The organism is Streptomyces sp. GL_141, assembly GCF_057834385.1.
This window is the reverse complement of the sequence record NZ_CM174402.1, coordinates 922317-942778: the sequence shown is the minus strand read 5'-3', so window position 1 is coordinate 942778 and position 20462 is coordinate 922317. Positions and strand designations below refer to the sequence as shown.

General features: G+C 74.2%; 18 protein-coding genes. 8 read left to right on the top strand and 10 right to left on the bottom strand.

Annotated elements, in window-relative coordinates; translation table 11 throughout:
* The first annotated feature begins 19 nt into the window (after nt 1-19).
* Complete coding sequence (locus tag AC3IX6_RS04090; RefSeq protein ID WP_489368852.1) at nt 20-610, top strand: DUF6434 domain-containing protein; 591 nt, start codon at nt 20-22, stop codon at nt 608-610.
* On the opposite strand, the gene AC3IX6_RS04085 is transcribed toward AC3IX6_RS04090, so the two are convergent.
* On the bottom strand, nt 591-1715 hold the full coding sequence (locus AC3IX6_RS04085) for an MFS transporter (RefSeq protein WP_489368851.1): 1125 nt from the start codon (nt 1713-1715) through the stop codon (nt 591-593). The two genes, AC3IX6_RS04090 and AC3IX6_RS04085, sit on opposite strands and share 20 nt — an antisense overlap.
* A gap of 210 nt (nt 1716-1925) precedes the next feature.
* Here AC3IX6_RS04085 and AC3IX6_RS04080 point away from each other — a divergent pair, with 210 nt between their 5' ends.
* Both AC3IX6_RS04080 and AC3IX6_RS04075 read left to right on the top strand, forming a co-directional pair.
* Nucleotides 1926-2675, top strand: coding sequence for an AraC family transcriptional regulator (locus tag AC3IX6_RS04080; protein ID WP_489368849.1), 750 nt, complete (start codon nt 1926-1928; stop codon nt 2673-2675).
* Between the two features lie 83 nt (nt 2676-2758).
* Nucleotides 2759-4546 carry an FAD-dependent monooxygenase gene (locus AC3IX6_RS04075; RefSeq protein WP_489368848.1) on the top strand — a complete coding sequence of 596 codons (1788 nt, stop codon included), beginning with the start codon at nt 2759-2761 and terminating at the stop codon, nt 4544-4546.
* Here the strand turns inward: AC3IX6_RS04075 and AC3IX6_RS04070 are convergent.
* Complete coding sequence (locus AC3IX6_RS04070) at nt 4543-5109, bottom strand: dihydrofolate reductase family protein (RefSeq protein ID WP_489368847.1); 567 nt, start codon at nt 5107-5109, stop codon at nt 4543-4545. The two genes, AC3IX6_RS04075 and AC3IX6_RS04070, sit on opposite strands and share 4 nt — an antisense overlap.
* A gap of 63 nt (nt 5110-5172) precedes the next feature.
* Between AC3IX6_RS04070 and AC3IX6_RS04065 the strand changes: the two genes are divergently transcribed.
* Nucleotides 5173-6231, top strand: coding sequence for an enoyl-CoA hydratase/isomerase family protein (locus AC3IX6_RS04065; protein ID WP_489371725.1), 1059 nt, complete (start codon nt 5173-5175; stop codon nt 6229-6231).
* Nucleotides 6232-6271: 40 nt separating this feature from the next.
* Here AC3IX6_RS04065 and AC3IX6_RS04060 read toward each other — a convergent pair whose 3' ends face one another.
* The gene (locus AC3IX6_RS04060) at nt 6272-6688 is read right to left on the bottom strand and encodes a VOC family protein (protein ID WP_489368846.1); all 417 of its coding nucleotides are present in this window, start codon (nt 6686-6688) and stop codon (nt 6272-6274) included.
* Between the two features lie 106 nt (nt 6689-6794).
* Between AC3IX6_RS04060 and AC3IX6_RS04055 the strand changes: the two genes are divergently transcribed.
* The gene (locus AC3IX6_RS04055; protein ID WP_489368845.1) at nt 6795-7565 is read left to right on the top strand and encodes a TetR/AcrR family transcriptional regulator; all 771 of its coding nucleotides are present in this window, start codon (nt 6795-6797) and stop codon (nt 7563-7565) included.
* A 25-nt stretch (nt 7566-7590) separates the two neighbouring features.
* Here AC3IX6_RS04055 and AC3IX6_RS04050 read toward each other — a convergent pair whose 3' ends face one another.
* Nucleotides 7591-8514 (bottom strand): SDR family oxidoreductase, encoded by a 924-nt coding sequence (locus tag AC3IX6_RS04050; protein ID WP_489368844.1) that lies wholly within the window; start codon nt 8512-8514, stop codon nt 7591-7593.
* A gap of 283 nt (nt 8515-8797) precedes the next feature.
* Here AC3IX6_RS04050 and AC3IX6_RS04045 point away from each other — a divergent pair, with 283 nt between their 5' ends.
* Nucleotides 8798-10021: a cytochrome P450 family protein gene (locus AC3IX6_RS04045; protein WP_489371724.1), complete on the top strand. Its 1224-nt coding sequence runs from the start codon at nt 8798-8800 to the stop codon at nt 10019-10021.
* Here AC3IX6_RS04045 and AC3IX6_RS04040 read toward each other — a convergent pair.
* Together AC3IX6_RS04040 and AC3IX6_RS04035 are read right to left on the bottom strand one after the other, a co-directional pair.
* On the bottom strand, nt 9998-11077 hold the full coding sequence (locus AC3IX6_RS04040) for an alpha/beta hydrolase (RefSeq protein WP_489368843.1): 1080 nt from the start codon (nt 11075-11077) through the stop codon (nt 9998-10000). The genes AC3IX6_RS04045 and AC3IX6_RS04040 overlap by 24 nt on opposite strands.
* A 145-nt stretch (nt 11078-11222) precedes the next feature.
* A complete protein-coding gene (locus AC3IX6_RS04035; RefSeq protein ID WP_489368842.1) occupies nt 11223-11807 on the bottom strand; it encodes a DoxX family membrane protein in 585 nt (194 codons plus the stop codon).
* A 279-nt stretch (nt 11808-12086) separates the two neighbouring features.
* Here AC3IX6_RS04035 and AC3IX6_RS04030 point away from each other — a divergent pair, with 279 nt between their 5' ends.
* Nucleotides 12087-12890, top strand: a complete 804-nt coding sequence (locus AC3IX6_RS04030) for a hypothetical protein (protein ID WP_489368841.1) — start codon at nt 12087-12089, stop codon at nt 12888-12890.
* Entirely contained in the window at nt 12887-13924 is a 1038-nt protein-coding gene (locus tag AC3IX6_RS04025; protein ID WP_489368839.1) for a metallophosphoesterase family protein, read from the top strand. Before AC3IX6_RS04030 ends, AC3IX6_RS04025 begins: the two co-directional genes overlap by 4 nt.
* Before the next feature lie 8 nt (nt 13925-13932).
* On the opposite strand, the gene AC3IX6_RS04020 is transcribed toward AC3IX6_RS04025, so the two are convergent.
* The 4 genes from AC3IX6_RS04020 to AC3IX6_RS04005 form a co-directional block, all read right to left on the bottom strand.
* On the bottom strand, nt 13933-15561 hold the full coding sequence (locus tag AC3IX6_RS04020; protein ID WP_489368838.1) for a molybdopterin-dependent oxidoreductase: 1629 nt from the start codon (nt 15559-15561) through the stop codon (nt 13933-13935).
* A 77-nt stretch (nt 15562-15638) separates the two neighbouring features.
* Nucleotides 15639-15980: a hypothetical protein gene (locus AC3IX6_RS04015; protein ID WP_489368837.1), complete on the bottom strand. Its 342-nt coding sequence runs from the start codon at nt 15978-15980 to the stop codon at nt 15639-15641.
* Between the two features lie 220 nt (nt 15981-16200).
* Nucleotides 16201-18540: an alpha-N-acetylglucosaminidase gene (locus AC3IX6_RS04010; protein WP_489368836.1), complete on the bottom strand. Its 2340-nt coding sequence runs from the start codon at nt 18538-18540 to the stop codon at nt 16201-16203.
* Between the two features lie 119 nt (nt 18541-18659).
* Nucleotides 18660-20375 carry a ricin-type beta-trefoil lectin domain protein gene (locus tag AC3IX6_RS04005; protein WP_489368835.1) on the bottom strand — a complete coding sequence of 572 codons (1716 nt, stop codon included), beginning with the start codon at nt 20373-20375 and terminating at the stop codon, nt 18660-18662.
* Nucleotides 20376-20462: the final 87 nt, after the last annotated feature.

Genomic DNA, 20462 nt, shown 5'->3' with positions numbered 1-20462 from the left:
AGGCGTCTAGGATGGGAACATGCGTACGAATGAAGGTGAAGAGCGGCCCGCTCCCGGTCCCGGGCTGAGCGGGGCGGAGCTGGTCCGCTGGTACTGGACGCTGGCCGAACTCACCGCGCTGGCGCGCCGGATGGGCCTTCCCACCTCCGGCGGGAAGGCGGCGGTCACAGCCCGGATCGCCGCCGCCCTGGACGGGCTCCCGGCGCCGGCACCGTCCCCGGCCTCCGGCCGGCCCGCCCGCGGTGCGGGTCGGCAGCTGGCCGCGCCCGTGGGCGGTGCCAGCGTGATCCCGCCGGGGCAGCGGTGCAGCCAGGTGCTGCGGGAGTACTTCCTCCGGGAGATCGGGCCCGGCTTCCACTTCGACGCCTTCATGCGGGATTACGTCGCCCAGGGCGCGGGACACACCCTCGCCGAGGCGGTCGCCCACTGGCACGCCACCCGGGAGCGAGCGGCGCAACCCCAGGAGATCGGGGCCCAGTTCGAACTGAACCGGTTCCTCAGGGACTGGCACGCCCGCCACCCCGATGGCACCCGCCCGCAGGCCCTGGCCGCCTGGCGGGTTCACCGCTCCAGCCCCCGGGAGGCGGCCGTCACCCCCGGGCCGCAGTGAGCTCCGGCTCCGCGGGCTCCGGCAGCCGCCGGGCCAGCGCCCAGGCCAGCAGGGGGAGCGCGGCCATCGGGAGCAGGGCCGTCCGCAGGGAGGCCGCGTCGGCCGCCGCGCCGATCAGGGGGCTCGCGAGACCGCCGACGCTGACGGTCAGGCCCAGGGTGACCCCGCTCGCCGTGCCCATGCGGGTCGGCAGGTAGTCCTGGCCCAGGGTGACCTGGAGGGAGAACGGCACGTACAGCGCGGTGGCGGCCAGCGCCGAGCAGACGTACACCAGCGGCAGCGGCAGGAAGAGGATGCCCGCGACGGCCGGCACCACGGCCGCGTAGGCGCGGCGGACGGTGGTGACGCGGCCCCAGCGGGCGGCCAGCCGGCCGCCGAGGAGGGTGCCGCCGACGCTCCCGGCGAAGAGGGCGAACAGGGCGACGGCGCCGGCGGTTTCGCCGCCGCCGCGCTCGCGGACGTACAGCGCGATGAAGGTGCTCAGGCCGGTGAAGACGACCGAGCGCACGACGACCACCAGGGAGAGCCGCAGGAAGGCCCGCCGGTCGTCGCGGGGGCGCCGGGCCGGGGCCGGGGCCGGAGCCGGGATCGCGGCCGCCCGGTCCGCGGCCGAACGCTTCGCGGACGGCGGCCTGTTGAGGAACACGCCCAGCGCTGCCGGGGCGGCCAGCAGCCACCACCCCGCCGGGCCCGGCAGCGCCAGCGCGCCGACCACCAGCAGCGGGGCGCACGCGAAGCCGATGTTGCCGCCGAGCGCGAACCAGCTCATCGCGCCGTGCCCGGGGCCTCCCGCCGTACGGACCAGCCGGGCCGCCGCCGGGTGGTACGCGGCGACGCCCAGCCCGGACAGGGCGACGGCGGCGAGGGTGGCCGCGTACCCCGCGTCGAGTCCGACCAGGGCTACGCCCAGCCCCGCGGCGGCCGTGGCCAGCGGGATCAGCCAGGGCATCGGCCACCGGTCGGTGAGCGCACCGAACAGCGGCTGGACCGCGGAGGAGAGCAGCGAGGCCGCCAGCACGATGCCGGAGGCGGCGGCGTAGCCGTACGAGCGCTCGGAGACGAGGAAGGGCACGAGCGCGGCGACGGCGCCCTGGTAGACGTCCACGCAGGAGTGGCCCGCGGAGAAGGCGGCCGTACGGAGCCGGGCCGGGCCGGGCGCGGGGGCGGAAGCGGAGGCAGAAGTAGAGGCAGAAGTAGAGGCAGAGGCAGGATCGGAAGCAGAAGCAGGAGCAGAGGTCTGGGGCGGTCTCAGGGAGGTCACCGGTCGAGAATCGCTCGCGCCGGGGGCGTCCCGCTTCCGATAAATTGCCGGGTGATGCAGAAAATCCGCCACACCCCGCGCGCAGCCACGAGCGTCCGCGAGCTCGACACCCACCACGGCATCGATCCGCACCGCCACGACGACCACCAGATCTGCTACGCCGGTTCCGGGGTGCTGTCCGTCACCACCGACGCCGGTACCTGGGTGGCGCCGACCACCCGCGCCCTGTGGATCCCCGCCGGGACCGTGCACGAGCACCGGGCCTTCGGCCGCGTCGACCTGCACTGCGTGGGCCTGCCCACGCACCTCAACCCGCTCTCGCTCACCGCCCCCGCCGTGCTCGCCGTCGGCCCCCTGCTGCGCGAGCTGATCCTGGCCTACACCCGGGCCCCGCAGGAGGGCAGCGCCGAGCGGCGCAGGATGCTGGCGGTGCTGCTCGACCAGCTGCGGGCCTCGCCGCTGCAACCGCTGCACCTGCCCGCGCCCTCCGATCCCCGGCTGGCCGCGGTGTGCGCGCTGCTGCACGCCGATCCCGCCGATCCGCGCGGACTGGCGGAACTCTCCGTACAGGCCGGGGCCGGGGCGGGGGAGCGGACCCTGAGCCGGCTCTTCCGCGCCGAGCTGGGCATGACCTTCCCCCAGTGGCGGACCCAGCTGCGCCTGCACCACGCGCTGCGGCTGCTGGCGGTGGACACGCCCGTGACCGCGGTCGCGCACCGCTGCGGCTGGTCTTCGGCGAGCGCGTTCATCGACGTGTTCCGGCGTGCCTTCGGGCACACCCCGGGCACGCACGCCAAAGGCTGACCGGTTCGTCTGGCCGTGCGCGCCGCACCGGGTCAGCATGGAGGGAAGAGACCGGTTCGGGGCCGGGCGACCGGGAGGAACCCATGGCGCACTCCCCGACGACCGACGTACTGATCGTGGGCGCCGGTCCGGTCGGCCTCAGCGCGGCCGCGGAACTGCGCCGGCACGGCGCGAGCTGCCGCCTCGTCGACCGGCTGCCGGCCCGTCTGCCGTACGCGAAGGCGGTCGGCATCCAGCCGCGCACGCTGGAGATCTGGGACCGGGTGGGCCTGGCCCGCACCGTCTTGGAGGCCGCCGTGCCCCTGCGCGGTCAGCTGATCTACGTCAACGGCACCGAGCAGGCCCGGATCGAGCTCATGCTGCCGCCTGAAGTGCCGTACCGCTTCGCCGCGTTGCCGCAGTACGAGACCGAGCGGATCCTCGAAGAACACCTCGCGGCGCTGGGCACCGCCATCGAACGCGGCACCGAGCTGCTGTCGTTCACCCAGGACGACGGGGACGGGGGCGGGCCCGCGGGTGGCGTCACCAGCTTCCTGCGCACCGCGTCCGGCGGGGAGGAGGAGCTGCGCACCCGCTACCTCATCGGCTGCGACGGAGCCCACAGCACCGTGCGCAAGGGTCTGGGACTCTCCTACGAGGGCGGGGCGTTCGCCGAGGAGTACATGCTGGCCGACGTCGTGAGCGACTGGGACCTGCCCGACGGGTACGGCCTGCGGTCCATGCACCAGGGCGCCGACGGGGCCACCGACGACGTGCTGGTGTGCATCCCGCTCCCCGGCCGGGGCCGCTACCGCATGTCGATGCTGGTCCCGCCCGAACTCTCCGCACAGCCGGCCGGCGGACCGGCGGGGGGCTCGGCAGGGGGCCCCGGAGCGGGCGACGGCGTGCGGCACGGGCTGGAGGGGGGCCGGGTCCCCGAGCTCTCCCACATCCAGGCCGTCGTCGACCGCCTCGCCCCTTCCCCGGCCGAGGTCTCGGGCATGCGCTGGTCCTCCGTGTTCCGCATCAACCACCGCATCGTCGACCGCTACGGCGACGGCCGCGTCTTCGTCGCGGGCGACGCCGCCCACATCCACCCGCCCACCGGCGCCCAGGGCATGAACACCGGGATCCAGGACGCCTGCAACCTGGCCTGGAAGCTGGCACTCGCCCTCCGGGGAGCGGGCGGCCCCGCCCTGCTCGCGAGCTACGACGCCGAGCGCCGCCCCGTGGGCGAGGAGGTCGTCGGCCGGACCGTGCGGCACGCGACCCGGGGCATCGACAGCGAACCGGACGATCTGCGGACCGTGCTGCTCCGCGAGGCCCAACTGCTCGTCGGCTACCCCGGCGGACCGCTCGCGGGCAGTGGCTTCGGCCCGGCGGACGCACCGCAGTCCGGTGAACGGGCCCCGGACTGCAGCGGGTTGACCCTGCCCCTCGCCGCCTACCCGTTACGGCTGCTCGACGTCCTGCGCGGCCGGGCCGGCCATGTGGTGCTCCTGTACGGGGACGACGGCGCGGCCCTGGCCGAGGCCGCCGAGCAGGCCCGGGCCGCGGGCCCGGCGCTGGCGGAGGGCGTCGGGGACGGCGCGGAGGGGGGCGGCGGGGACGGCGCGGAGGGGGGCGGCGGGCGCGATGCCGCCGGCCCGCGCACCGTGGCCGTCCTCGCCCGCGAGGCCGCACCCGACGCGTCCGCCGGCCTCCCCGTCCCCGGATACCGGGACGCCGCAGGGGAGTTCGCCCGGCTGTACGGCGCCGACGGCCCGACCGGCTTCCTCGTACGCCCGGACGGATACCTCGGCGCCCGCTTCCCGCTGTCCGGCACGGCGGCGGCCCTGTCCGGCTACCTCGCCTCGCTGTCCGCCCCGACGGGTTCTGACGACAGGCCCTAGGCGGGGGTGTAGCGCAGCAGCACCACCCCGGTGCCGAACGTGCGGGTCTCCTCCAGCCGCAGCGGGACCAGGCCGTCGGAGGGCGGGAAGAGGGGGTGGCCGCGGCCGATGCGTACGGGGTGCACGTAGATCCGGTACTCGTCCACCAGGCCGTGGCGCAGGAACGCGGCGGCGAGGTCCGCCCCGCTCAGGGTCAGGTCACCGCCCGGGGCGGCCTTGAGGGCCGCGACCTCCTCCGGTACGACCTCCCGCAGCACGGCGGCCTTCGGGTCGGCCTGCTCGGCGGCCAGGGTGCGCGAGTACACGTACTTCCGCGCCGAGCGCCAGATGCCCGCGAAGTCCCTCTCCACCGCGGTCGCGGCCGGCCCGGCGCCGGCGGTGGACCAGTAGGCGTCCATCTGCTCGTAGGTGACCCGGCCCATCAGCATGCCGTCGACCGACCGGACTTCGTCGTTCATGTGCTGGTGCAGCTCTTCGTCGACACGGCCCCAGTCGAGCTGCCGCTCCGGACCCTCGTAGTAGCCGTCGAGGGAGACCTGCGACATCAGGATGATCTTTCCCATAACGGACCAGACTACGCGCCGTCCATACTGGACGGCGTGAAGAGCGAAGCCGACACCGCAGCCATGGCCGACACCCCCGACACGCCCGCCACCGTCCTGTGCGCCGTCGAAGGCCGCACCGGGGTGATCACCCTCAACCGCCCCAGGGCCCTCAACGCCCTCACCCACCCCATGGTGCTCCGCATCGCCGGGGCCCTGGCCGGCTGGGAGCGGGATCCGGGCGTGGAACAGGTGCTCATCCGCGGCGCGGGAGACCGGGGGCTGTGCGCCGGCGGGGACATCCGGGCCATCCACGACGACGCGAAGGCAGGGACGCGGGCTTCGGCCGCCTTCTGGCGCGACGAGTACCGCCTCAACGCGCACATCGCCCGCTATCCCAAGCCCTACGTCGCCCTCATGGACGGCATCGTGATGGGCGGCGGGGTCGGCGTGTCCGCCCACGGCAGCGTCCGCGTGGTCACCGAGCGTTCCCGCGTCGCCATGCCCGAAACCGGCATCGGCTTCGTCCCGGACGTCGGCGGCACCCACCTGCTGGCCCGCGCCCCCGGCCTGCTCGGTATCCATCTCGCCCTCACCGGCACCGCGGTGGGCGCCGCCGACGCGCTGCTGTGCGGGCTCGCCGACCACTTCGTACCCGCCGACCGGCTGCCGGCGCTGACCGCCGAGCTCGCCGCGGCCCCGGCCCGGGAGGTGCTGGGCCGGTACGCCGCCGAGCCCGGGCCGGCGGCGCTGGCCGAGGCGCGGGGCTGGATCGACCACTGCTACGCCGCCGGCACCGTCGAGGAGATCGTGGACCGGCTGCTCGGCTACGGGGACCCGGAGGCCAAGCAGGCCGCCGAGACGATCCTCGCCAAGTCCCCGACCGCCCTCAAGGTGACCCTGGAGGCCGTACGCCGCGCCGCCGCGCTCGGCGCGCTGGAGCCGGTGCTGGAACAGGAGTTCCGCGTCTCCTGCAATGCCCTGACCTCCCCCGACCTGGTGGAGGGCATCCGGGCGCAGGTCGTAGACAAGGACCGCAGCCCACGCTGGTCCCCGGCCACCCTCGGCGAGGTCACCGACCAGGACGTCGCCCGCTTCTTCGCCCCACTCACCGGGGACGACCCCGGCATCGCCGAGGGGTGAACCCACCCGCGGGGCAGGGTCACGGGAGCGTGCTCCTGTCCTAGGCGGTGGCGGTGGTGGTGTCGGCGGTCGGGTCGGTCGGGGGCTCCACCCAGTCGACCAGTTCGATGATCACGCCATTGGGGTCGGCCACCAGGAACACCCGCTCGCCCCAGGGCTCGACGCGGGGCTCCATGACGATCGGGACGCCCTCGGAGCGCAGACGCTCGTACTCGGCGGGCAGGTCGGCCACGGTGAACGCGAGGAGCACTCCGGCGGCGTGCTGTTCGCGGAGGTCCTCGGGGAGCACCTCCAGGCCGCGCCGTACGAAGATCACGTTCGGGCCGTCGGGGTGGGAGAGGGAGGCGAAGCCGTCGGCGGCCATCGCTTCCTTGAAGCCGAAATGCCTGGTCAGGAAGTCGGAGGAGGTGGTGGTGTCCTCGACGGTGAGGCAGACGGCGGTGTCGGTGATCCGCATGGGTCCTCCTGGTATCCTGGCTCGGAGTTTCATTATACACAGTATTCTATACGGCGTAGAAGATTAAATGACGAGGCCGCCGGAAGGCGGCGGTGAGGGGCCGGGAGTGACCACGGACCGGAGCGGCGCGGGCGACCCCGTCCGCACGTTGGAGCTGCTGTGGCGCGAGCCGGGGCAGGGGGCGCCCAGCGGGCGGCGCGGCCCCCGGCAGGGGCTGACCGTCGATGCCGTCGTCGACGGCGCGATCGCGCTCGCCGACGAGGCGGGGCGCGAGGGCGGGTCCGGGCTGGCCGCGCTGACGATGCGGGCACTGGCCCAGCGGCTGGGGGTCACCCCCATGACCCTCTACACCTACGTCCCCGGCAAGGCCGAGCTGCTCGACCTGATGCTGGACGCCGCCTACCTGGCCATGGAGCGCGGCGCGCCGGGCCCGGAAGGGGCTTGGCGGGAGAAGGTCGCCCGCGTCGCCGAGGACAACCGTGCGCTGTACCTGCGCCACCCGTGGATGGGCGAACTGTCCGTCACCCGGCCCCCGCTGGGCCCCGGGGTGATCGGCAAGTACGAGTGCGAGCTCGCGGCCTTCGAGGGCATCGGCCTCACCGACGTGGAGATGGACGCCGCCCTGACCCACCTCCTCGGCTTCGTCCACGCGCAGGCCCTGGCCGCCGCCGACACCGCCGCGCACAACGCCCGCCAGAGCGACCAGGAGTGGTGGGAGCTCAGCGCCCCGCTGCTGGAACGGGCCATGGATCCCGAGCGCTACCCCCTCGCCGGGAGGGTCGGCAGCACGGTCGGCGGGTACAGCCCCGAGACCGTGTGGGACTTCGGTCTGCGCTGCGTCCTGGACGGGATCGCCCGGCTGCTGGAGCGGGGCTGACCGGGCCTGATGCGAAACGCGCGCCCTACCGGTAGCCGGTGGGGTCCGCGGGGAGGTCCGGGTCCTGTACCTCGACCATGTACCGCCAGGCGTCCGGCCTGCTGCCGTCCACGTCCGTGAAGCCGTAGACCCGGGCGAGCTGCCCGCTGGAGAGCGACTGCCCGTTCCAGCGGGACAGTTCCGGGTCGGCGGCCAGGGCGGCGACCGCGCGGCCGACGTAGAGCGGGGTCTCCGAAATGCCGAAGTGCGGGACCGTCTTCAGCGCGTCGCGCCAATTCGCCTCGGTGACACCGAAGTTGTCCAGCATCATCTCCGACCGGAGCCAGCCCGGGGTCAGGGCCACCGCCGTCGCTCCGCGCGGCCCCACCTCGTGTCCGAGTGCGAACGCCATGCGCAGCACTGCCGACTTGGCGATGTCGTAGAAGAAGGAGACCCGGTAGCGGCTCGCGTTGTACTCCGCCGTGCCGTCCGTCATCTCCACCACCAGCCCGCCCGGCTCGCGCAGCAGCAGCGGGAGCGCGTAGTGGCTGGTCACCGCATGGGTCTCCACGGCCAGCCGGAGCAGCCGCAGCCCCTTGTCCAGGTCGTGTTCCCAGACCGTGCTCTCCCACTCGAAGAGCCGCTCGCCGCCCCAGATGTCGTTCACCAGCACATCGAGCCGGCCCTGCTCGGCGTCGATCCGCCCGACCAGGGCCTCGACCTGTTCGGGCACCAAGTGGTCTGCTACCACCGCGACTCCCCGGCCGCCCGCCGCCGTGACCAGCTCCGCCGTCTCCTCGATCGTCTCGGGCCGGTCGTACTCCGAGCGTCTGCCGCGCGTACTGCGCCCGCTCACGTACACCGTCGCACCCTCGGCCCCCAGCGCGACCGCGATGCCCCTGCCCGCGCCGCGGGTCGCCCCGGCCACCAGGGCCACCTTGCCTTCGAGAGTCCGCTCCGCCTGCGCCATGACTGCGACCCTACGACGTCCGCGCGCGGCAGGGGCCGAGCGGCGCGCCTGCGGAAGCGTGAGACGGGGCGGGTACGGCCTTGAACAACCGCCCCCCGAGGCCGCACTGTTGGCGGAGATCCGTTCGTATTGTCAGGAGACAGGCTTGTCCACCGACCCCGCGCAGGCATCCGATCCGACGCCCCCGCTCCCGCCCCCGCCCCCGTCCCCGCCCCCGCCCCCGCCCCCGCCCCCGCCCCCGCCCCCGTCCCCGCTCCCGTCCGCGGCCGCGTCCCCGCACGTCATCGACCCCGCGGGTGGCTGCCCGCACGCCCTCAACGCCCGGCTGCGCGCCCGGGGCGCCGTGGCCGAGGTGGTGCTTCCCGGCGGCGTTCCCGGCGCGGTCGTCCTCGGTCACGAGGCGCTGAAGGAGTTCCTCGCCCACCCCGATGTGGCCAAGGCCGCCCGGCACTTCCCGGCCCTGCACGACGGCAGCATCCCCGCGGACTGGCCGCTGCGCGTCTTCGCCAACGCCCAGGGCATGCACACCGCCGACGACGCCGACCACCGCCGGCTGCGCTCCCTGGTGGGCAACGCCTTCACCGTCCGGCAGGTGGAGCGGCTGCGCCCCCGCATCGAGGAACTGACGGCCGGGCTGCTGGCCGACCTGGAACGCGCCGCGGAGGCCTCCCCGGACGGGGTGGCGGACCTGCGCACGTACGTCGCGCTCCCGCTCCCGATGAGCGTGATCTGCGAACTCCTCGGCGTGGACCCCGAACACCGGGGGCGGCTGCACGAGCTGACCCACACCGCCGTCATCGCCACCGACACCACCCCGGCCGAGGTCATGGCCGCCGTCCGCGAGCTCATCGAGCTGATCGCCGCCATCGCCGCCGCCCGCCGGGCCGATCCGGGCGAGGACCTGACGAGCGCGCTGATAGCCGCCCGGGACGGCGACGGCGACCGGCTCAGCGAAGCCGAACTCACCGGCACCATGCGGCTGATGCTGGTCGCGGGCCACGAGACCACGCTCAACCTGATCAGCAATGCCGTACGCGCCCTGTGCACCCACCGCGACCAGCTCGCGCTGGTCCTGGACGGGAAGGCCACGTGGTCGGACGTGGTCGACGAGACCCTGCGCTTCGACGGCCCGATCAGCTGGTTCCCGTTCCGCTACCCGACCCGCGATCTGACCATCGACGGGACCGTGATCCCGCGGGGCACCCCGGTCCTCGCCGGCTACACGGCGGCCGGCCGCGACGAGGCCTTCCACGGCCCGGACGCCGACCGCTTCGACCTGACCCGCGCCACCGCCGCCCGCAACCTGTCCTTCGGACACGGCGCCCACTACTGCGTCGGAGCCCCGCTCGCCCGGCTGGAAGCCACCATCGCCCTGGAAGCCCTCTTCACCCGCTTCCCGGACCTGGACCTGGCCGTTCCCGAGGCCGAACTCCCGCACCAGCGCAGCTTCATAGGCAACAGCGTCGAGTCGCTGCCGGTCCGGCTACGGGGCATCCGACGGCGGTGAGATCTCCGTACTCAGCCACCCCAGCGCGTCGGGGTACATGGCGATCCAGGTCTGGAAGTTGTGCCCGCCCTGAGGGCGGACCAGGGTCTTGACCCGGACCCCGGAGTTCTGAGCGGCCTCGGCGAAGTCGGTCAGCTGCTGCGGAGGGCTGTCCTTGTCCTGCGCGGAGGTGGCGAGGAACAGCCCGACGTCCGTGTTCTTGTCGTGCTTCGCCTGCTGGACCAGCCACATCGGGCTGTTGCGCTCGCGCAGCACCGGATCGGACAGCACGTCCGGGTCGCCGGTCAGCGGATCCGGGTCCAGGGCCGCGCCGGCCCGGAACGCCTTCGGGTACTGGAGCGGAAGCTTGGCCGCGCAGAAGGCCCCGGTGGAGATGCCCATCAGCCCCCAGCCCTTGGGCTCGGGGAGCGTGCGGAAGTTCTTGGCGACCAGGTCCGGCACGTCCTGCGCGAGCCAACTCGCCACCTTCCGCCGCGGGGTGTCCGTGCAGTCGGTGTTCACGCCTCCGGGGTACAGGTCGGGGATCACCAGGATGAAGGGGTGCGCCGCGCCGAGCTGGACGAGCTGCTCCAGCGCGCCGGGCATGTCGCCGATGTCGAGCCAGGAGCGGGGCGAGCCCGGATAGCCGTGCAGCAGCATCAGCACCGGGAACCGGGTCTTCTCCGCGCCCGGTGCGTCGTACTCCGGGGGAGTCCAGACGATCACCTGGCCGGCGAGCTTCGAGTGGGAGCCGCGGAAGTACGTGGTGCGGGTGCCGTCGCCGCCGAGGGTGAACTTGGCCCGCCCGAGCGGCGGCCCGGTCATCGCGGAGTCGTTCTGCCCGGCTTCGGTGCCCAGCAGGTCGTCCCACGAGGAGTAGAGGCCGTAGCTCCCGTTGATCCAGGTGGCCACCACGCAGATGGCGGTGAGCTGGCACAGGCCGATCATCAGCAGCCGGGCCGGCCAGCGGACCCAGCCGGGGCCGGGGATCCGGTTCCACAGGAGCAGCGCGGCGAGCATCGCGAGTGCGGTGACGACGATCAGCGTGACGAGGAACGACGTACTGGTCAGCTCCACTGCGCCGGCTCCTGACGTACGACGGAATGATGGAGAATTCCGGACATTACGCCAATACTGCGATGCGCACCGCCCGGGGGAGCGGGCGGCGCGCATCGTGTCGGACCCGGTGGTTCCGGGTGGGGGGCCGGTGTCGGCCTCGGTGTCAGATGAGGAAGCGGTACCGGCGGACCAGTGCGGTCCGGCGCCAGGCCCGGCCGAGCCCGAAGTGGTTGCCCGCGGCGGTCGTGGCCACCACGGCTCCGGCCACCGCGAGGATCCAGTGGTCGTCGGTGAGGGGGTTGGTCGCGGGCAGCATCGTGACGAGCCACATGAAGCCCATCATCATCGCGCAGGACGCGGCGGCGATCCGCGTGCCGATGCCGAGCAGGAACGCCAGACCGATGCCGAGCAGGCCCGTCATGAAGATCAGGTCAAGCCAGCCGGCGCCGGCTACCGAGTCGAAGGTGTGCGCGAAGGGGCCCTTCGTCCCGTGCAGCAGGAACCCTTCGGTCGGCGAGCCGCCGTTGATGACGGACTTGGCCGACGGGGTGCTGAAGCCGAGCCCGAACAGCTTGTCCAGGAAGGGCCAGATGAAGGTCCAGGCGACCAGGACGCGGAGGGCGGCGAGGGCGACGCGGGCCGGCAGGGCGAGTGTGGTGCCGCTCTCACCGCCGCTCTCACCCCCGGGGGCGCCGGCGGCGGGGCCGGGGGTGGTGGTCTTGCGGGAAGGGGTGAGCAGAGTGGCCATGACGTGCACCTTTGTCCGTTGCCGGGATCTTGTGAATGCATTCACAATCTACGATCTTTATCCGGCGTGAACGTGCGGCGAAGATCCCGAGCCGGGGGGTCGTGAGACCTCACAGGTCAGGACCTTGGTCCTGGGGTAGATTCACCGCCTGTTCACCTGCACGGTTCCGGGGCTTTCGGGCGGGCTGGTGCCATATGAGGCATGATCGACGGGGATATGCGTAAACCGCAGAAAGTACAGAAGGCGCAGAAAACGGCGAGCCGCCGGATTCGTCCCGGGGTGCGCACCAGGATGTCGCCGGTCGCTCCGGCGCGCGCGGGCTACCAGGTCAAACTGCTGGTCGACCCGGACCGGGTGCTCGGCGCCGACGGCCTGCCCACGGCCGCCGCGGCCGCCGCGCTGTCCCTCGGCGCGCCCGGCCGCTTCGAGGTCGCCCAGTACATGGACGACGCCGGGCGCAGCCTGAACGGGCAGGGCTGGATCGTCCGCATCCGGCGCCACGACGACGAGAACCGGATCCGCCTCGCCTACAAGGCCCGCTTCGACATCGAGGGCGACGGCACGGACCCGGCCGCGGTGCGGCGCGTGATGGACCAGGCCTCCGTGCACAACTTCTGTGCGGATGACGGCAATTACTCCGTCCAGGTCAACCTCAGCCACACCCGCGCCACCCTCGACTTCACCAACAAGAAGTGCCGGCCGGTCCCGGGCCTCGCACCCGGCGAACTCCCGGGGCTGGACGCCTCCCGCGCCCTGGTCCTGGACCGCCTCCCCGGAAAGCTCGCCAAGTGGGCCGCGAAACCTGCCGGTTGGGCGGAGTCGGTCACCGCTTCATCCCGACTCCACGGTCCCGTAAGACAGGCCAACTATCCTGGCCGGATGCTCGATCACGCGATGGAGACGCAAGTCAGCCGGCTGCGGACCGCCTCCGGCGAGCTGGCCTGGTTCACCGAGATCACCGCCAAGGGGCGCACCCTGCGGGACGCGGTCGAACTGCGCTCCGACCTGATGGGCAAGCTCCGCGCCGAGGGCTGGCTGCTGGAGCGGGACGCCTTCAAGACCGACCTCATCCTCGGCCGGTGAACACCTCCGCGGCCGCGCCGATACGCGTGGCCCACTTGGCCGACCTGCACATAGGCTCCGCCCTGCGCGGGCTGGCGGACTACCCCGGGGCGCCCGCGATAGACGGGCGCGAAGCCCCGTACGAGGCCCTGCGCGCGGCCGTGCGCCGCATCGTCGAGGGCGGCTACGACGCGGTGCTCATCGCCGGGGACGTCTTCGACCGCCGCCACTGCGACGCCCGGGCGCTGGCCGCCTGCCAGGACGCGCTCGGCGCCTTCCACGAAGCGGGCCTGCGCACGGTGGTGGTCTCGGGCAACCACGACGCCGAGACCCCGCTGCCGCAGAAACTGCACCTCCCGCCCTCGGTGCGCTGGCTCGGCGCGGACGCCCCCGAGTCGGTGACCTGGCCCGACCTCGGCGTCACCGTCCACGGCCAGTCCGTGGCGGAGCCCGACGAGCGCCGCGACCTCGCGGCCGGCTTCCCGTCCGCGACCCCCGGCGCCGTCAACATAGGGCTGCTGCACACCAGCCTGCACGGGGCCTGGAGCCGCCGGATCTGCGCACCGGCCGACCCGCGGACGCTGGCCCGCGCCGGGTACGACTACTGGGCGCTGGGCCACGTCCACCACCGCCTGGTCCCCGGCGCCGGCGCCTTCGCCGCCTACCCGGGCAACACGCACGCCCGCGGACCGGGAGAGGCGGGCGGCCGCGGTTTCACCGAGCTGCTGATCGAAGGCCCCGCCGCCGCCGACCCGGACCCCGCCCCTGACCGGGGCCCCGAACCGGGCCCCGGCGGTGACCGCCGCCGGATCGGGATCCTCCCGGTGGACACGGCCCCGGTGCGCTACGAGACGCTCCACCTCCCGTGCCCGGAGACCGCCGAGGCCGACCTGCGGGACCGCTTCGCGGCCGTCCCGGAGCCGTCGGGTGGCGGCGGCGCCCTCGTGTGGACCCTCAGCCCCGCCACCCCGCCCGGCCTCCTCCACGAGGCCCGCGCCCTGGCCGGCCCGGCCACCATGATCTGCCCGTCGGAGGGCCCGCCCGCCGCTTGCTGAGGCGCTGGCTAGCCCCGGACGCGGACCGTTACCGTGTGCCGGCCCGTGGCTCCGTCGGGGAGGGTGCCGGTGCGTTTCGCCGGCTGTACGGCGCCGGTGCGGTCCGTGGCGCGGACCTCCAGGGTGTGGCCGCCGGGGGCCGCCTCCCAGAGCCATACCCACTGGCGCCAGGTGTCGTCGCCGTCCGCCGCCCCGAGCCGGGCCTCCCGCCACGGGCCCGCGTCCACCCGTACCTCGACCCGTTCGATGCCCCGGTGCTGCGCCCAGGCCACCCCGGCGACCGCCACCCGGCCCGCCGCGACCGCGGCGAAGGGGCGCGGGACGTCGATGCGCGACTGGGTCTTGACCGGGGCCTGCTGCGCCCAGGAACGGCGCACCCAGTACGCGTCGTAGGCGGCGAAGGTGGTGAGCCGCAGCTCGCGCAGCCACTTGCAGGCGGAGACGTACCCGTACAGGCCCGGCACGATCATCCGGACGGGGAAACCGTGCCGGAAGGGGAGCGGCTCGCCATTCATGCCCACGGCCAGCAGCGCCTCCCGGCCGTCCATCACGGCCTCGACGGGGGTGCCGATCGTCATCCCGTCCACCGAGCGCGCCACGAGCTGGTCGGCGCGGCCGCCCTGCGAAGGCGGTCGCACGCCCGCCTCGCGGAGCAGGTCGGCGAGGCGTACGCCCAGCCAGCGGGCCGTGCCCGCGTACGGGCCGCCGACCTCGTTCGACACGCAGGTGAGGGTGACGTCGTGCTCGACCAGGGGCCGGGCGAGCAGCTCCCGCAGCCCGAGGGTGAGGGGCCTGGAGACCCCGTCCCCGTGCACGTGCAGCCGCCAGGTGTCCGCGTCCACGCGCGGGACGACCAGCGCGGTGTCCACCCGGTAGAACGCCCGGTTGGGGGTGATGAACGGGGTGACCCCGGGGATCCGCAGCTCCGACCCGGCCGGTACGGGCGGGGCGGGCGCTGCGGCCCGGGGAAGGACGAGCGCGGCCCGCGAGGCCGTGGCCCCCGCGTCCCCGAAGGCGCCGAGCCGCCGCCCGGCGTACCCGGCTCCGGCCGACAGGGCCAGGGTGGCGACGGCGAGGCGGCCGAAACGGCGCCGGTCCATGGCGCCGGGCGGACCGGCTCCGGGCGGACCGGCCCCGGAGGGCCGCGGACGGGGCCGCGGGAGGGCTCTGACCAGCAGGTACAGCACTCCGGCGGCCGTGAACCCGCCCGCCAGTGAAGGCAGTGCGTCCTGCCAGGAGGCCTCCGGTCGGCTGAGCGCGGCCGCCGCGCCGAGCACGCCGAAGGCGGCCGCGAGGGCGATGCCCGCCGTGGAGCGGCGGGGGCGGCGTACGGCGAGCAGCCCGGCCACGATCGCCACGGCGGCCAGCAGGGCGCCGGTGCCCAGGGTCAGGACCAGCTTGTCGGCGGTGCCGAACCGGCGGATCGCCCACTCCTTGACGGCGGCCGGGGTGGCGTCGACCACGGCCCCGCCGACGGCGGTGAACGGGACGGCCTCGGGCCGGACGCCCGCCGCGGCGAGCTGGGCCACGGCGAGCCCGGCGAAGGCGGCGAGCAGTCCGCTGACGGCGCCGAGCGCGTACCGGCCGGGCCTGCCCGGTCCGTCGGGGCCGGCCGGCCCCGGTTTCGTACGGATCATGCGGAGTCACCGCCGCCCCGCTCGGTGGGATTGGCTCCCCCAGGTACCAGGGTGCCTCCGAACCGGGGGGCCGCGCCTCAGGTGAGCGGGTGGCCGGCCCGCTCCGCGGCCCGCCGGGCCATGGCCGCGAGGCGGGTCTCCGGATCCGCCGGATTCGCCGGGCCCGCCGGGCCCGCCGCCCGGTGGGTGGCGATCTGCCGGCGCTTGCGCAGTTCCACGATCCCGTCGGTGAGCCGCTCCCGCAGATCGGAACGGTGCCTCAGCTGCTGCTCCCGGTCCGCGGACGGCCGTAACCGGCCGGTGGCGGGCGCGGGGGCGGGCGGGCCGGCGGGCAGGGTGGCGGGCGCCGCGGCCCCGCCGGTGAGGAGCGTCAGCAGTTCCAGCGTCGCGGAGGTGCGGTGCGGGTCGGTCTCGGACATGGCGGGCGTCCTTCCGGCGATGGCGGCGTCGGAAAGGGCGGTCGCCGGATGGCTCCGGCGACCGCCCCTGATCCGTTTCCGACAGTGTCCTTCAGTGAACCCGGTGCGTCGCCAGAGCGTCGGGCGCTCGGCCCGGTTGTCCCCCGGGCGGGTGGGGAGCCTCCCCCCGGAGGGTGAGCGGCGCTTCATCCGGGGATCCCCACCTCCCTTGTGGTGTACGTCAGTTGACCTCGGGAAGGGTGGCGGCGATGCCGGTCGCCAGGGTGTACGGGTCGCCGCTCGGGCGTGAGGGGTGGCGGGTGGTGAGCTTCGCCCAGTCGTCCTCGAAGGCGTGCCAGTCGATCGCCCTCGGTGCGGCCCGCCGCACCAGCGCCTCCTCCAGCGAGGCGAAGTACGAGGACCAGCGCCGGGCGTACAACTCGCTGATGAGGCCGCTCCATTCACGGTTCGCGTAGTCGTGCAGGAAGCCGCCCTCGCTGGTGCTCTGCCGCCCCCACACGCTGAGGATCGAGCGGGCGTCGTACTCGTACCGGTCCTGCTCGGCCGCGTCCGCACCGTGCGCGCGGGCCGCCGACAGCCAGGAGCCGAGCAGGAAGTTCGGATCGGAGCCGACGAGCGCGTCCAACTGCTTCTCCCGATGGGCCCAGTCGGCGGTCAACTGGCGGAACAGCGCCAGGTCCTGGGCCTCGTACGCCGCCTTGATCCGGGGCAGCAGCACTCGCGAGTGGTTGGCGAGGGCCTGCCGGGCGGTGTCCACCAGGTCGAAGCGGTAGGCGCTGGAGCCGCGCAGCCCGGGGTCCACCTTGAGCAGGTGGTCCAGGGCCCGGCGCACCGAACCCGCCGGATACCGCATCGCCTTGGGGCTCCAGTAGGCCGATCCCGCCGCCGTCAGGCTCGGCCGGGCGCTGAACAGGCTGTCCTGGGACTCCGACCACAGCCCCGAGGAGGTGCTGTACGGGCCCTTGCGTAGCTCCTCCCAGGCCGCGGCGGCCTCGGCGTCCGGGCCGCCGTAGCGCCGGCTCGCGAAGTCGGCGAACCACTTCCGCTGGTCGACGGGGCCGGGCTCCCAGGCCAGGTCGGTGAACAGGTCGAAGGCCGCCGGATTGGTCCCGGTGGCCTCGGGCAGGTAGGCGATGCCGGTCAGCGCGCTGTCGGGCTTCGCGCGCCAGGCCTGGAACCGGTCGATCCACACCGAGGTGTTGGCGCCGACCGTCGTGTGCCCGCCGAAGTTGTAGATCGAGCCGATGGCGTACGAGGTCCCGCCCCAACGGGTCTCGCGGTCCAGCCGGTTGTAGCGGTCGGAGAGCCCGTCCAGGATCAGCAGCTTCGAGGTGTCCACCCCGGCCAGCAGCTCCTTGGTCGGATCGTCCTGCCAGCCCAGCACCGCCCACAGCGCGCCGGGATGCGCCGCCCACAGGGCCTGCTGCACCGCCCCGGCGGCCGCCTTCACGTCCACCGAACCGGTCTGGCCGCCCTCGTGCAGCGGGCTCATCCGGTACATCGTGCTGTCCCCGAACACCGCGCGCTGTTCCGCGTAGTACGCGGCGGCCAGCCGGGCGAAGGGCGGCGACATCGGGTCCAGCCAGTCGGGCCGTTCGAAGCCCGCCCAGTCGCCCTGCGGAACCGTCACCGCGCCCGGGTTGTGCCCGGCGAAGGCCGGCGGCACCGTCCCGAAGTAGCCCGGCAGCACCGGGGTCATGCCGAGGCCGCGCAGCTGTTCGGCGATCTTTCCGCCCACCTCGGCGCGCCCGCGCATCAGTTCCTCGGACACCGGGCCGCCGAAGCCGCTCAGGTTCTGCAGCAGCCACCAGCTCTGGTGACCGGGGCCCGGGATCCACTCCCGCAGCTCCTCGGCGGAGTAGCCGAACTGCTGGAGCGCCCGGTAGTACGGGTACTCGGCACCGACCTGCACGAACACCTCGTTGATTCCGTGCAGGGCGAGCAGGTCGATCTGCCGCTGGTGCTCCTCGAAGGTGCGGTACGGGCCGGAGTACCCGTCGTCGGTGTCGTTCAGCGCGTACCGGTGCGCCACCTGCGCGCTGCGGGTGACCGGGGCGGGCACCGCCGGCAGCTCGGCGGGCAGCAGGCCGATGCTGTCGCCGGGCCAGCCGATGTCGGCCCCGGCGACGTGCTGGAGGTACCAGCCGACCCCGGTGAGCAGGGTGGCGCCGGTGGAGCCCCGGACGGTGATCGCGCCGGCCGTGCCGGACACGGTGAAGGTGTCGGGCCCGGCTCCCGCGTCGGGCACCAGCGTGAACTGCCCCGCGTGGCGCGGCAGCAGCCGCTGCAGGGAGGCCCTCGCGGGGGCGGCGTCGAAGGCCCGCGGCCGGGCCGGGGGCGCCGCCGCGCCGTGTGCCGCCCCGGCCCGTGCGGGGGCCGGGGCGTGGGCCGCCGCGGGGGGCTGGGCGGCGGGAGCCGTCGCCCCCGCGGCGGGGGAGGCCGCTCCGGGGGCCGCCCCGGCGACGGTCAGGGTGAGCAGGGCCGCGGGCAGCGCGGCCAGGGTGACCCGGCGGCGCACCCGCCGGGCGGCCCGGCCGCGGGGTGGGAGGGGGACCGGCATGCGCGTCGTCCTCGTTTTCGTCGGCTCGGTCGGCCCCGGCGCTGCGGCCGGCTCGCTCGGCTCGGTGGGTGGGTGCTTCCTCGTCTGGTGCCTCGTCTGCTTCCCCATGGGGCGGGCCGTCAGACCGGCAGGGCCCACGCCTGGTCGACCTGGTGGTCGCCGCAGGGCGTCAGCCGCAGCCGCTCGGCGGGGGTGCCCGGTTCGACGGGGGCCGCCGCGGGGGCGGGCGCCGTCAGGCAGAGCCCGCTCGCGGCCTCCACCAGGGACCCGTCCCGGCGGGGGGTCCAGCTCTGACCCGCCGCCTGGCGCCGCCGGCCGTCCGAGCAGTCGGCCAGCTCCACGAGGCCCTCCTCACCCGCCGACAGGCACGCACCGGCCAGCCGCAGGCTGTCGTCCCGGCCCACGGTCCAGCGCTGGTCGGGTGCGCCCGTACAGGCGGCCATCACGACGGCGCCGACGCCGGTGGTGTTCGCCCCGTCGGCGCAGGCGGCGCTCGTGCCGGAGCCCCGGCCGGCGATCTGTCCGGTGGGCACGGCCTCGGCGCAGCCGGGGCGCGGGGTGAGCCGCCAGACGCCCGTGTCGTGGGCGGCCAGCCTGCCGGTCAACGTGTCGGACAGCTCGCGGGATTCACCGTTCCACAGGTCCTTCGCCTCGACGGTGCAGGATCCCAGCCCGAGCTCGTCGAGCGGTACGCGGATGTCGCGGGCGGCGCCGGACCGGTTGAGCACGGCGACCGCACGGTCCCCGTTGGCCAGCGGCCGCACCAGGATGTCGAAGGTGGCGTTCGAGGAGACCACCGCACCCTGGCGGCCCATCGGGTCCTGGTCCAGCGCGATCAGGTCGGTGTTGCCCAGGGCGGCGAGTCCGTCCGGGGTGAGCTCGGAGACCTGTGAGGACAGGATGAACGGCGCGGCCATCATGGCCCACAGGCCGACCTGGCTGCGGTTCTCCGCCGCGGTGAGCCCGGGGGCGCCCGCGATCAGGAAGTCGGGGTCGTTCCAGTTGCCGGGACCGGCGAACCGGCCGAGCCAGCGGTTGTAGCCGTAGTTGCCCATGACCGAGCTCCAGCGCGAGGTGTCCGGGGCGGCCGGGTTGAAGACCTTGATGTCCCGGCCCTCGCGCCACAGCTGGCCGGTCTCGCCGACCCAGTCGATCACCTTGTGCCAGTCGGAGCCGCCCCACTCGCCCTGCTGGAAGTAGGCGGGCGCCGAGGCGGACAGCACCATGTCCCGGCCGCTGTCGCGCAGCGCCCGGGCGACGGAGTTGTAGGCGTCCCGGTAGGCCTGCTCCTTGGTCTTGCCCTCGGGCACCCAGAGGTTGCAGCCGTCCATCTTGACGTAGTCCACCTTCCAGGAGGCGAACTGCCGGGCGTCGCGGGCGTAGTGGTCGGGCCCGCCGCCCTCGGGGGAGCCGCTGCCGGGGTAGCGCTCGCAGGTGAGGGAGCCGGCGTCCTGGTAGATGCCGAACTTCAGCTTCCTGGCGTGCAGGTACGCGCCGAGCCAGGCCATGCCGTGCGGGAACTTCTCCGTGTCGACGACCAGATTGCCGTCCGCGTCGCGGCTCTTGGTCATCCAGCAGTCGTCGATGGTGACGGTGTCGTAGCCCTTGGCGGCCAGGCCGGTGGCCACGAGCGCGTCCGCGTTCGCCACGACCTTGGCCTCGTCGATGTCGCACATGTAGTGAGCCCAGTTGTTCCAGCCCATGGGCGGGGTGAGCGCGAGCGGGGTGTCCGACGTCGCGGTGGGCTCGGCCGTCGCCGGGGCGGGGCAGAGTGCGAGGGCGAGCAGGGCGGCCGCGGTCAGACAGGGGAGCGACGCACGCAGGCGAGGCGGCACGGAGTCTCCTTGACGTGGGGGCTGTCGAGGGCTCAGTGCAGCGGTGTGACTACCCGCTGTCAACATAAGTCGGGGGTTATTGATCAA

Coding starts and splice junctions, on each gene's coding strand:
- AC3IX6_RS04020 (WP_489368838.1), bottom strand. CDS start 15,561: ATGATCCGTACGAAACCGGGGCCGGCCGGCCCCGACGGACCGGGCAGG.
- AC3IX6_RS04035 (WP_489368842.1), bottom strand. CDS start 11,807: ATGGCCACTCTGCTCACCCCTTCCCGCAAGACCACCACCCCCGGCCCC.
- AC3IX6_RS04070 (WP_489368847.1), bottom strand. CDS start 5,109: ATGGGAAAGATCATCCTGATGTCGCAGGTCTCCCTCGACGGCTACTAC.
- AC3IX6_RS04010 (WP_489368836.1), bottom strand. CDS start 18,540: ATGCCGGTCCCCCTCCCACCCCGCGGCCGGGCCGCCCGGCGGGTGCGC.
- AC3IX6_RS04050 (WP_489368844.1), bottom strand. CDS start 8,514: ATGGCGCAGGCGGAGCGGACTCTCGAAGGCAAGGTGGCCCTGGTGGCC.
- AC3IX6_RS04080 (WP_489368849.1), top strand. CDS start 1,926: ATGCAGAAAATCCGCCACACCCCGCGCGCAGCCACGAGCGTCCGCGAG.
- AC3IX6_RS04015 (WP_489368837.1), bottom strand. CDS start 15,980: ATGTCCGAGACCGACCCGCACCGCACCTCCGCGACGCTGGAACTGCTG.
- AC3IX6_RS04090 (WP_489368852.1), top strand. CDS start 20: ATGCGTACGAATGAAGGTGAAGAGCGGCCCGCTCCCGGTCCCGGGCTG.
- AC3IX6_RS04065 (WP_489371725.1), top strand. CDS start 5,173: ATGGCCGACACCCCCGACACGCCCGCCACCGTCCTGTGCGCCGTCGAA.
- AC3IX6_RS04060 (WP_489368846.1), bottom strand. CDS start 6,688: ATGCGGATCACCGACACCGCCGTCTGCCTCACCGTCGAGGACACCACC.
- AC3IX6_RS04075 (WP_489368848.1), top strand. CDS start 2,759: ATGGCGCACTCCCCGACGACCGACGTACTGATCGTGGGCGCCGGTCCG.